The 11819-nt window shown below is 30.4% G+C and carries 10 protein-coding genes and 1 tRNA gene; 7 read left to right on the forward strand and 4 right to left on the reverse strand.

What is annotated here, in order from left to right:
- Positions 1-17 precede the first annotated feature (17 nt).
- Complete coding sequence (locus tag I1N47_01250; protein WBF65759.1) at positions 18-1220, forward strand: fatty acid desaturase; 1203 nt, start codon at positions 18-20, stop codon at positions 1218-1220.
- Positions 1217-3466, forward strand: a complete 2250-nt coding sequence (locus I1N47_01255; protein ID WBF65760.1) for a UvrD-helicase domain-containing protein — start codon at positions 1217-1219, stop codon at positions 3464-3466. Before I1N47_01250 ends, I1N47_01255 begins: the two co-directional genes overlap by 4 nt.
- Positions 3467-3470: 4 nt before the next feature.
- Here the strand turns inward: I1N47_01255 and prmB are convergent, their stop codons facing one another.
- The 4 genes from prmB to I1N47_01275 are packed head-to-tail and all read right to left on the reverse strand — an operon-like array spanning position 3471 to position 7559.
- Positions 3471-4364 (reverse strand): 50S ribosomal protein L3 N(5)-glutamine methyltransferase, encoded by an 894-nt coding sequence (prmB, locus tag I1N47_01260; protein ID WBF65761.1) that lies wholly within the window; start codon positions 4362-4364, stop codon positions 3471-3473.
- Positions 4365-4372: 8 nt separating this feature from the next.
- Positions 4373-5515 carry a succinyl-diaminopimelate desuccinylase gene (dapE, locus tag I1N47_01265; GenBank protein WBF65762.1) on the reverse strand — a complete coding sequence of 381 codons (1143 nt, stop codon included), beginning with the start codon at positions 5513-5515 and terminating at the stop codon, positions 4373-4375.
- Complete coding sequence (dapD, locus tag I1N47_01270; protein ID WBF65763.1) at positions 5515-6336, reverse strand: 2,3,4,5-tetrahydropyridine-2,6-dicarboxylate N-succinyltransferase; 822 nt, start codon at positions 6334-6336, stop codon at positions 5515-5517. The genes dapE and dapD overlap by 1 nt, the downstream gene beginning before the upstream one ends.
- 23 nt (positions 6337-6359) lie before the next feature.
- Complete coding sequence (locus I1N47_01275) at positions 6360-7559, reverse strand: succinyldiaminopimelate transaminase (protein ID WBF65764.1); 1200 nt, start codon at positions 7557-7559, stop codon at positions 6360-6362.
- 39 nt (positions 7560-7598) lie between these two features.
- Between I1N47_01275 and I1N47_01280 the strand changes: the two genes are divergently transcribed.
- The 5 genes from I1N47_01280 to clpX all read left to right on the forward strand — a co-directional run bounded on the left by I1N47_01280 (position 7599) and on the right by clpX (position 11750).
- Positions 7599-7683 (forward strand) — tRNA-Leu (locus I1N47_01280).
- A gap of 377 nt (positions 7684-8060) precedes the next feature.
- Positions 8061-8270 carry a cold-shock protein gene (locus I1N47_01285; protein ID WBF65896.1) on the forward strand — a complete coding sequence of 70 codons (210 nt, stop codon included), beginning with the start codon at positions 8061-8063 and terminating at the stop codon, positions 8268-8270.
- A gap of 247 nt (positions 8271-8517) precedes the next feature.
- On the forward strand, positions 8518-9828 hold the full coding sequence (locus I1N47_01290; GenBank protein ID WBF65765.1) for a trigger factor: 1311 nt from the start codon (positions 8518-8520) through the stop codon (positions 9826-9828).
- Positions 9825-10463: an ATP-dependent Clp endopeptidase proteolytic subunit ClpP gene (gene clpP / locus I1N47_01295; GenBank protein ID WBF65766.1), complete on the forward strand. Its 639-nt coding sequence runs from the start codon at positions 9825-9827 to the stop codon at positions 10461-10463. Before I1N47_01290 ends, clpP begins: the two co-directional genes overlap by 4 nt.
- A gap of 36 nt (positions 10464-10499) precedes the next feature.
- Entirely contained in the window at positions 10500-11750 is a 1251-nt protein-coding gene (gene clpX / locus I1N47_01300) for an ATP-dependent Clp protease ATP-binding subunit ClpX (protein WBF65767.1), read from the forward strand.
- Positions 11751-11819: the final 69 nt, after the last annotated feature.

The raw sequence follows: 11819 nt of genomic DNA on the forward strand, positions 1-11819 counted from the left end.
TCTATAAGTAAGAATATATGGACAAAATTATTTCATTTATTGCATCTGGATTTACTCAGGCTTCTGCTTTGCAGATTTTGCTATTTACTCTAATTGTTACTCATATAACAATTATTGGTGTTACTGTTTTTTTGCATAGAAGTCAGACTCACAGAGCTCTAGATCTTCATCCAGTTATAATGCATTTTTTTCGTTTTTGGTTATGGATGACAACTGGAATGATCACAAAGGAATGGGTTGCAATACATAGGAAACATCATGCAAAGTGTGAAAGGGAAGGTGATCCACATTCACCTATGATATATGGGATATGGAAAGTATTTTTTCAGGGAGCTGAATTATATCGCGAAGAGGCCGCTAATATTGATACTTTGTCTCGATTTGGGAGAGGTACTCCTGATGACTGGGTTGAAAGAAATATTTATTCAAAACATAGTAGTTTAGGTATTTTTATTATGTTGATTATAGATATTTTTCTATTTGGAGTTATTGGTTTATCTGTATGGGCCATCCAAATGGCTTGGATACCATTTTGGGCTGCTGGTGTTGTTAATGGAATGGGTCATTATTTTGGCTACCGCAATTTTGCTTCTCCTGATACTAGCACTAATTTATTTCCACTAGGTTTTATAATAGCTGGTGAAGAATTACATAATAATCATCATGCTTTTGCTACCTCAGCAAAGTTTTCTTCCAAGTGGTATGAATTTGATTTGGGCTGGTGTTATATAAATATAATGAGGTTTTTTCGTCTAGCAAAGATAAAAAAAATAGCTCCTAAATTAGTTTTAAGTAATGATGATCGTCATATTGATCTTTCTACACTTCATGGAGTAATAATGCATAGATATGAATTAATGACTCAATATGCCAAGATAATCAAAGATGTTGTTTATCAGGAACTTAAGGAATTAAAAAAATACTCATGCAGCGATCCTCGTTATGATCGTCTAAAAAAGATTAATGGTTACTTATATAAGCATGAATCTATAATGCAGTCTAAACAAATTGCAGAAGTGGATAATGTTATTTCCTCAAGTAAATCTCTATTCGTATTAATACAAATGCGTAGGGACTTGGGTCGTATTTGGGAAGGTTCTTCCTTAACCAGTGATCAACTTGTTTTACATTTAAATTCTTGGTGTGATCGTGCCCAAAATAGTGGGGTTTATGGATTACAAGAATTTGCCTCTAAATTAAACCGATATAGTATTGTATGAATTTAGATGATTTAAATAATGCTCAAAAGAAAGCCGTGACTACAGATAGTTCCCATTCTTTGGTATTGGCTGGTGCAGGTAGTGGTAAAACAAAGGTGCTTTCTTCTAGAATAGCCTGGCTTATTAATACTGGGCAGGTATCTTTTAGCGAGATTCTAGCTGTTACTTTTACTAATAAAGCTGCTCGTGAAATGTTGTCTAGAATATCTATGATGTTGAATAGAGATATGAAAGGTTTCTGGATTGGTACTTTTCATGGCCTATGCCATAAAATGCTTAGATTAAATTGGCGTGAAGCTAATTTAATACAAAATTTTCAGATTATAGATATGTCAGATCAGTTGTCTTTGATAAAACGTTTAATAAAATCTGCAAATGTTAATGAATCGAAGTATTCAGCAAGAGATTTGCAAAAAATTATAAATTCTTATAAGGAAACTGGTCTTAGGTCTAATGAGATAGAGGTGTATGACTCATACAATAAATATATTGCTGAGTTTTATCACCTTTACGAAAATCAATGTATTCGTAATGGTTTGCTTGATTTTGCAGAATTATTGCTGAAATCTTATGACCTTTTAAAAAATAATGAAACAATTAGAAATTATTACCAAGAACGTTTTAAACATATTTTAGTAGATGAATTCCAGGATACTAATAGCTTGCAATATGAATGGTTACGTTTATTGATAGGTAGTTCTACTTCAGTATTTGCGGTAGGTGATGATGACCAATCCATATATGCATTTCGTGGTGCAAATATAGATAATATGTCTTTATTTGATAAGGAATATGCCAAAGGTAATATAGTGCGATTGGAACAGAATTATAGATCAATGGGTCATATATTGGGCGCAGCCAATTCTCTGATTCGATATAATAATGGGCGTTTAGGTAAGAAATTGTGGACACAAGAAGGGGATGGAGAAAAAGTATTAATAGTTGAAAAGCATAATGATTTGTTAGAGTCACAATGGATCGTTGATGAAATTAAAAATCTTGTCAAAAGTGGTATTAAACAAGATGATATAGCTGTGTTGTACAGAAGTAATGCTCAGTCAAGAGTTCTAGAACATGCTTTATTTTTAAGTGGTATTTCTTATAAAGTTTATGGTGGGTTAAGATTTTTTGAAAGACAAGAAGTTAAGAATGTATTAGCCTATTTGAGGCTTATTGTGAATCATAACGATGATTCTGCCTGGCTTAGATCAGTCAATTTTCCAATTAGAGGAATAGGTGCTCGTACTATAGATTCGTTATCGGAAATAGCAAAAAAAAATAATATTAGTTTGTATGATGCTGTTGCACATTATTCTGGCAGAAGTAGAAATAATTTATTAATGTTTAATAATATTATTTCTAGTTTAGAAGAATCTTCAAAAAAATTAACTCTTGTTCAATTAATAGAATACATTTTAGAATTTGCTGGAATCAATGCTTTTTATAAAAATGAAGAAGAAACTGATCGTTTAGATAATTTAAAGGAACTGGTTACAGCTGCTGCTATTTTTTCGACTGAAAATAATTTTTCTGAAAGTCCAGCAAATCTTTTAATTGATATTTTGAAAGAAGACCTAGAGACGAATTTATATAATAATATTTATTTAGAACAAGAAAAAATTACTCCTTTATCATCTTTCTTATCACATGCTTCTTTAGAAGCTGGAGATAATCAATTTGAATCTGAACATCAATCATCTGTGCAATTAATGACAGTTCATGCTGCAAAAGGATTGGAATTTAATGTTGTTTTTATTACAGGTGTTGAGGAAGGATTATTCCCACATGAAAACAGTATGTCTGATAACTCTAGTATTGAGGAAGAGAGACGTTTAATGTATGTTGCTATTACAAGAGCGAGAAAAAGATTGTATATTACAATGGCAAATAGTCGTATGTTAAGAGGCCAAGTAAGGTATTCTGTTAAATCTCGTTTTATTTCTGAAATTGGTGAGGATAATGTAGTTTTTATAAAAAATAAAGAGAAAATATTATCAAGTCACTATTTAAAAAGTAATTCTAAATTTGTTCAAAATACTCATTCAAATAAGTTATCTGCTGTTAATAGTAGTTTTGTTGATATTAATGGAAAGAAATTTGTCATTGGACAAAACGTTAAACATAAAAAATTTGGTATTGGTACGATTATTAAGTTAATTGGTCATGGAGAAGAGTCGCAAGCACAGATAAATTTTGATAACTTTGGTGTAAAGACTATTATGCTAGGAATAGCTAGATTTGAATAAGCTTTTATGAGATATTTTTTTGTAAAAGCAATACACTATTTTCTGTTGTTGCTGTTGTTAGCCAAATTGGGTATAAGTTAGGAAACCTTTGTTTAAAATGTTTATATTCATTTCCTATTTCCATTAAAAGTATTCCGTTATTATTTAAATATTCATTATATTGATTAATAATTATATTTATAAGATCCATGCCGTCACTACCGCCATACAAAGCTATCTTTGGTTCATGTTTGTATTCTTCTGGTAAATTTTCCATAGATATTTTATTTACGTATGGTGGATTACATATAATTAAATCATATTTTTTATTGTTAATTTCTTCAAAAAGATTACTTCTTTTTATAGATATTCTATTTTGCAAGGCATAAGAATCTATATTTTTTTTTGCAATTTGTAAAGCAGAATCTGAAATATCAGATGCTAATATTTGAGCATCTGGGAATATAAATGATGATATTATTGCTAGACAAGCAGATCCAGTACATAAGTCCAATATATTTTTTATGTTTTCAGGTTTTTGTATCCAAGGGTATATTCCATTAATAAGTATTTCTGATATAAAAGATCTTGGTATAATTGCTCTTTTATCAATATAAAAATTATATCCTTGTAACCAAGCTTCGTTAGTTAAATAAGCTGTTGGAATGTGTTTTTTTATCCTTTTTTCTAAAATTTCCAGAAATTTTAGAAAGTTTTCAGTAGATAATGTTGAATTTAAGTAGTTATCTACTCCATCTGGTGTTATTTTTAATATATTGGCTATAATACAAATAGCCTCATCTAAAGAATTATTACTACCATGTCCAAAAAATAAATTTTCTTTATCAAAACAATAAGTAGCATATCTAATTAATTCTTTTATTGTTTTTGATTCAGATATAGCATTGTTAATAGACATAATATTTATTATTTTGTTAACAGTTTTTCTATGATTTTTCTGTAAATATTTTTTAATTTTACTAGATCTGTTATTTTTATACATTCATTTACTTTATGTATAGTGTTATTGCAGGGGCCAAATTCTACTATTTGTTTGCTTATTTTTTTAAGAAATCGACCATCTGAAGTACCTCCAGAAGTGGACATTTTGCTTGTTATGCCAAGTTCTTCTTTTATAGACTCAGACAATGTATTTGTCAAAGTTCCTGCTCTCGTCAAAAAAGGATCTCCATTTAAAATCCATTCTATATTGTAATTTAAATTATGTTTTTCTAATATAGAATGGATTTTTGTTTTCAAAGATTCAGGGGTATTTTCAGTAGAAAAACGTAGGTTAAATTTTATTTCTAATTCCCCTGGAATTACATTTGTAGCTCCATTCCCAGAATGAATATTAGAAATTTGAAAGGTTGTAGGAGGAAAATATTCATTTCCATTGTCCCAATTAGTATTAATAATTTCTAAAAGTACCTTTGGTGCTAAATGTATTGGGTTATTAGCTAGATGAGGATAAGCTACATGGCCTTGTATTCCATTTATTGTTAGGTTGCCTGACAGAGAGCCTCGACGTCCATTCTTAAACACATCACCTAGTTCTCTTTCTGATGTTGGTTCTCCTACAATGCAATAATCTATTTCTATATTTTTGCTCTTAAGATAATCGCATACAATTTTAGTTCCGTAATCTGCGGGTCCTTCTTCATCGGAGGTTATTATAAAAGCTATAGAACCATTATGATAAGGATTTTTTTCTATAAATTCTATAGTAGCTACTAAGAATGCAGCTATAGAACTTTTCATATCAGAAGAGCCTCTACCATACAAGAAACCATCCCTTTCTGTTGGAATGAAAGGATCTGTTTTCCATTGATCTAGGTTTCCTGCTGGAACAACATCTGAATGCCCAGCAAAAGCTAGTAATGGGCCTTGTCGCTCTCTAATCGCAAAGAGATTTGTTACCCCGTTTTTAGAAATGGTTTGAATTTGAAAATCAAATTTTTTTAGTTTTTCTATTAACAAGTTTTGACATCCAGCATCTTCTGGAGTAACTGACTTGCATTCAATAAGTTTTTTTGCAATTTGTAAGGTTGATAGGCTCTTTTCTGACATTATGCTCTCAATAAATCATTAATACTTGTTTTTGACCTAGTTTTTGCATCTACTCTTTTTACAATTACAGCACATGCCAAACTATAAGAGCCATCAGCAGAAGGAATGGAACCTGGTACGACAACTGAACCAGAAGGTATTCTGCCATAGGTGATCTCTTTAGTTGTTCTATCTAGAATCTTTGTGCTTTGTGATAAGAATACCCCCATTGCTAAAACAGAATTTTCCTCTACTATTACACCTTCAACTACTTCTGATCTTGCTCCAATGAAGCAGTTGTCTTCTATAATTGTTGGATTTGCTTGTAATGGTTCTAGTACTCCACCAATACCTACTCCACCTGACAAATGTACGTTTTTACCAATTTGAGCGCAAGAGCCAACGGTAGCCCATGTATCTACCATGGTACCTTCTCCTACATATGCTCCGATATTTACATAAGAGGGCATGAGAACTACATCTTTTCCTATAAATGAGCCTTTTCTTGCAATTGCATGAGGAACAACCCTATAACCGCCATTTTTAAACTCATTACTATCAAATTTACTAAATTTTAAAGGAACTTTGTCATAAAAGACCAAAGGATTTTCTCCAATTATCTGGTTATTTTTTGTTCGGAAGGATAAAAGAACAGCCTTTTTTATCCATTGGTGGGTAATCCATTCACCATTAATTTTTTCAGAGACTCTTAGTTTTCCCGTATCTAGTAGATCTATTGTTGTTTGAATAGCATTATCTAGATCTTTATCTATATTTGATGGGGAGATATTATTCCTATCTTCCCAAGCTTTTTCGATTTTATTTTTTATTTCTGAATTCATAATTTTTAGTTTATAGTTGGTTATTAGTAGTGTGTTTGTACAAATTTAGCAATTCTGTTAGCAGCTTCTATGCATTCCTCTAATGAGGATACTAGAGCAATTCTTATTCTTTTATTTCCAGGATTTACTCCTAGATATTCACGCGCTAGGAAACTACCTGGAAGAACAGTAATTGATTCTTCTTGGTATAATTTTTTCGTGAATTCTATATCTGAACCAGGAGTTTTTGCCCATATATAAAATGATGCTTGAGGTTTAGTTACTTCTAAATATTTATTTATTTTTGAATAGAAAACCTCTATTTTATCATTATATAGTTGACGATTTGCATAAACATGTTTTTCATCGCTCCATGCAGCTATGCTTGCTGCTGATATTAGTGGACTCATTGCACTGCCATTATAAGTTCTATAAAGCAGGAATTTGTTCATTATTTTTGAATCACCAGCAACAAATCCAGATCTTAATCCTGGTACACTAGATCTTTTTGATAAACTAGAAAAGACCACCAGGTTATTATAATCTTTTATTCCCAAAATGTTCGCAGCTTGTAATCCTCCTAATGGTGGGTTAGATTCTTCACGATAAATTTCTGAATAACATTCATCAGATGCAATAACAAAATTATATTTTTGAGATAACTCAAATATTTTTTTCCATTCTTCTAAATCTATAACATTTCCAGCAGGATTTCCAGGAGAACATACGAATACTAGTTGAGTTCTATCCCAGATTTCTGTTGGTACATCATCCCATTTGCAAGAAAAATTATTTTCTGGATCTAGATTAACATAATAAGGCTCAGCTCCAGCTAATATCGATGCTCCTTCATAAATTTGATAAAATGGATTAGGGCATATTACAACAGGATTTCTAAAAGAATTATCTATAACAATTTGTGTGAAAGAAAATAACGCCTCTCTCGATCCTAAAACTGGTAATATTTGAGTATTAGGATCTATTTTTGTTGCAGTGTAACGATTTGATATCCAATTTGCTATCGTCTCTCTTAATAGTTCTTCTCCTTTTGTTGCTGGGTAATGTGATATGCTAGAAATATTGTCTTTTATAGCATCAGCAATAGATTTTGGCGATGGATGTTTTGGTTCACCTATTGATAAATTTATTGGTGTTAATTGTTCTTTTTTATAACTAATTCCTGACAAAAGACTTCGAAGTTTTTCGAAAGGGTAGGGATTTAATTTATTTAGCCTAGGATTCATGGTTTTTTTATAAGTAAAATGATATAATGACAAAACGTTGCGAAGGTGGCGAAATTGGTAGACGCACCAGGTTTAGGTCCTGGCGCCGAAAGGCGTATGGGTTCGAGTCCCCTCCTTCGCACCAATATACGGTTTCAAATTATTTTATACTTTTATTGTAAACATAATTTGTTTTGTCGTATAGTTTATATTGGTTCTATTTTAGTAAATTGAGTTATAGTTTGTTAATTGATATATTTTTATATTAAATATTTGATGTTGCTAAATTGTGAGTTTTCAATAATTACTTTATTTAGAATCATTTTAATTTTTATTTTGGGCTTTTAGTTTGTTATTACGTTAGTATGTTGCTTTGTGTAGCATTACTAACACACGATCTCAGGTGTTGAGATTTTTCGTTCAGTACTTTGTGTCTTTTTTGGATATAGTTATTGTTCTATTGCTCTCTCCTTAAGTGGTTGTGTTTTCGGCTATATGCCTATATCTTTAAGGAAATACAATATGTTGGAAACTGGTGTTGTTAAGTGGTTTAATACTGAAAAAGGATATGGTTTTATTTCTCCAGAGTCTGGAGGCAAAGATCTATTCGTACATTTTTCAGAAATTCAAGGTTCAGGATTTAAGTCACTTGAGGAAAATCAGAGAGTCAGTTTTGTTGTTACTACAGGCCCAAAAGGTTTGCAGGCTACTAAGATTCAGATAATACAATAATTTTTATTTTTGTAAAAAAACCACTCTATAAATGAGTGGTTTTTTATTTTTCATAGTGATTTATGTTTTGTAGAAATACATATATTGATGATTATTTTTTTGTATCAACAACTAGAAAATTTGTATTTTCAAAATTTTAGTTGTCATTTAATGTCAAGATTATTTTAAATAATCAAATTGTTCTATAATCTCTTATAATATTTACAAAATATTAATTTGTTTAACTGTTTATTTGGATATTTTTTAAATGCAACCCATCATTGAATCTCTTTCTAGTTTGAAGCGTCGCGCTGTTTTGAAAATTTCTAATTCTTGTATTGAAAGCGAATTAGAGAAGGAGCTACTGAGTTTATCAAAGAATACTAAAATTTCTGGTTTTAGGCCTGGTAAGGCTCCTATTAGTATTGTTAAACGTACTTATGGACATAATGTTCGTCAAGATATTGTTACCAAAATTCTTAGTAATTCATTTAGTGAATTAGTAAAAGAAAATAATTTATTAGTAGTTGGTTATCCAAATATTAGACCTGATAATTCCATTAGCAATTCTGATGATTTATGCTTTATAGCTGAATTTGAAATATATCCTGAAATTTCTATTCCTCCATTTGAGAGTTTAGAAGTTAAATGTTATAGGCATAATCTTACAGAAGAAGATGTAAAAAAAACATTGCTTATTTTGCAAAAACAGAAGTCTATTTTTGAGAAGAAAGATGGTCATTGCGCTGAGATTGGAGACAAAGTCATCCTTAGTTATGATGCTACTATAGATGGTGTTTCTTTTGAAGGCAGTAATTCTGAGTCTCTTTCTGTTATTCTTGGTAACAATCAATTGTTGCCTGATTTTGAAAACTCTTTAATTGGCATGAAAGAAGGTGATACTAAAGAATTAGATTTAAAATTTCCTGATAATTATCATGATTCTAAAGTTGCAGGTAAAGAAGCTAAATTTTTTATTAAAGTAAAGGAAGTATTTATAGGAACCTTGCCAGATTTAGATGATAATTTTGCCAAATTGTTTAGTAATGAAGATAATTTTAATTTGGAAAAATTATCAGAGAATGTGAAGGCTAGTATAGAAAGAGAGATTAGCAATAGACTAAAAAATTTAAATAAAGATAGTGTAATGGGAGTTTTAATTAAAAATATAGAATTTGAAATTCCCGAGGTATTAGTAAGAAACGAAATGCAATTAAGATTACATTCTTTAAAAAATAGATTGAAAGATGGCAATATAAAAGATATAGAGAGTCTATCTAAGGATATTTTGCTTGAAGAAGAATCTAAAAAGATGGTTAAGTTAGGACTCATTATTTCTGAAATATCTAAGAATAATAATATTAAAGTTGATGACGAACAGATTTTGTCTTATTTAAGTAATTTTGCTAAAAATTATGAAGACCCAGAAAAATTTGTGAGTCATTATATGTCAGACGCTAATAAAAAATCAGAGGTAGCATCATTAATTCTTGAAAATAATATCGTTGATCATATTTTAAGTAGAGCTAATGTTTCAGAGGAAGAACTAACATTTGAAAATTTAATGGGATTAGAATGACTAATAAAAGAATAATTGCAAATTTGAATAATAATCAAACAGCTGATTTTTCATTTAATTATGTTCCGATGGTTGTAGAAAACTCTGGAAAAGGTGAGCGTGCTTATGATATTTATTCTAGATTATTAAAAGAAAGAATTATATTTTTAGTAGGTCCCATTGATGATAATATTGCCAATCTAGTAGTTGCTCAAATGTTGTTCTTAGAGTCAGAAAATCCTAATAAAGATATACATTTATATATAAATTCTCCTGGTGGCTCTGTTTATGCTGGTTTAGCTATTTTTGATACCATGAAATTTATTAAACCTGATGTTTCTACAATGTGCACTGGCATTGCTGCTAGTATGGGTGCTTTTTTATTATCGGCTGGAGAAAAGGGAAAACGTTTTAGCTTGCCTAGTTCATCTATCATGATACATCAGCCATCAGGAGGAGCAAAAGGGCAGTCATCTGATATCCAAATTCATGCAAAAGAGATTCTGAGATTGAGAGATATGCTGAATGCTATTATGTCACATAATACAGGTCAAAGTATAGAAACCATCATTAAAGATACAGATCGTGACTATTTTATGTCTGCCCAGGAGGCTTTGTCTTATGGTTTAGTGGACAAGGTTTTAACAAGTCGTTAAGTTTTTTACAATTTTAAAAATATTTAAGTGATCTTTATGTCTGATAATAATAATTCTAATACTCATGCAGGTAGTGAAAACTGCTCATTTTGTGGCAAAAATAAAAAAGAGGCTATCAGGTTAGTAGCTGGTCCTTCGTTTCTTTTTATCTGTGACAAGTGTATTGAAGAATGCAATAATCTCCTTAAGGAGAATGATTTCTCTGAAGATAAATCCACAGTTGTTTCTAAAAGAATACTCAAACCCAGTGAAATAAAAAAACATTTAGATCAGTATGTTATAGGACAAGATTCTTCTAAAAAAATATTATCTGTTGCTGCCTATAATCATTATAAACGTTTATCTTATTGTAAATTAAATGAAAGCGATATAGAGCTAAATAAAAGCAATATACTGCTTATAGGGCCAACTGGTTCAGGTAAAACTCTTTTGTGTCAGACATTGTCAAAAATTATGGATGTTCCTTTTGTTATAGCTGATGCTACTACATTAACTGAAGCTGGTTATGTCGGTGATGATGTTGAAAACATGCTACATAAATTATTGCAAAGTTGTAATTTTGATATAGATAAAGCTCAAAAAGGTATTATTTTTATTGATGAAATAGATAAAATTTCACGTAAGTCAGAGAACCCTTCTATAACTCGGGATGTTTCTGGGGAAGGAGTCCAACAGGCATTATTGAAAATTATTGAAGGTACAATTGCAAATATTCCAGCCGATGGAGGAAGGAAAAATCCTAGTCAAAAATCAATTCAAATAGATACAAGCAATATATTGTTTATAGTAGGAGGTGCATTTGATGGTATCAAGAAAATTATTATGAATAGAACTAGTAGGAATAGTATTGGTTTTAATGCAAATATTGTTGATATAGAAAGTAATAGTACTGCTAATATATTTTCTGAGGTAGAAGCAGATGACTTGATCAAATATGGCCTCATACCAGAATTGGTTGGTCGAATACCGATTATATCTTCATTAGAAGAATTAAACGAAGATGCTTTGCTAAAAATACTTACTGAGCCAAAAAATGCTATCATAAAACAATTTCAGAGGATTTTCTCTATTGATAATGTAGAACTCAATTTTACAGAAGCATCTTTAAAAGTTATTGCTAGAAAAGCATTAGAATATAAAACAGGAGCACGTGGTTTGCGATCTATCGTAGAGAATCTTTTATTCGATGCGATGTATAGTATTCCAGATGATGAAAATATTTCCAAGGTAATAGCAGATGTTGTTGATAACTCTGATGAAATAAAAATTTCTTATTTTAGAAATTAGTTTTGATAATGGTGATTAGGGATTTAATATTGTAATATTGGACTAAGAATTGATAAAATTCTTTTTATC

Source organism: Candidatus Kinetoplastibacterium crithidii (genome assembly GCA_027557655.1).
Taxonomy (GTDB): domain Bacteria; phylum Pseudomonadota; class Gammaproteobacteria; order Burkholderiales; family Burkholderiaceae_B; genus Kinetoplastidibacterium; species Kinetoplastidibacterium crithidii_C.

What these genes read in the sequence shown, in the direction of transcription:
- I1N47_01250 (WBF65759.1), top strand. Translation starts at nt 18, where the DNA reads ATGGACAAAATTATTTCATTTATTGCATCTGGATTTACTCAGGCTTCT.
- I1N47_01255 (WBF65760.1), top strand. Translation starts at nt 1,217, where the DNA reads ATGAATTTAGATGATTTAAATAATGCTCAAAAGAAAGCCGTGACTACA.
- prmB (WBF65761.1), bottom strand. Translation starts at nt 4,364, where the DNA reads ATGTCTATTAACAATGCTATATCTGAATCAAAAACAATAAAAGAATTA.
- dapE (WBF65762.1), bottom strand. Translation starts at nt 5,515, where the DNA reads ATGTCAGAAAAGAGCCTATCAACCTTACAAATTGCAAAAAAACTTATT.
- dapD (WBF65763.1), bottom strand. Translation starts at nt 6,336, where the DNA reads ATGAATTCAGAAATAAAAAATAAAATCGAAAAAGCTTGGGAAGATAGG.
- I1N47_01275 (WBF65764.1), bottom strand. Translation starts at nt 7,559, where the DNA reads ATGAATCCTAGGCTAAATAAATTAAATCCCTACCCTTTCGAAAAACTT.
- I1N47_01285 (WBF65896.1), top strand. Translation starts at nt 8,061, where the DNA reads ATGTTGGAAACTGGTGTTGTTAAGTGGTTTAATACTGAAAAAGGATAT.
- I1N47_01290 (WBF65765.1), top strand. Translation starts at nt 8,518, where the DNA reads ATGCAACCCATCATTGAATCTCTTTCTAGTTTGAAGCGTCGCGCTGTT.
- clpP (WBF65766.1), top strand. Translation starts at nt 9,825, where the DNA reads ATGACTAATAAAAGAATAATTGCAAATTTGAATAATAATCAAACAGCT.
- clpX (WBF65767.1), top strand. Translation starts at nt 10,500, where the DNA reads ATGTCTGATAATAATAATTCTAATACTCATGCAGGTAGTGAAAACTGC.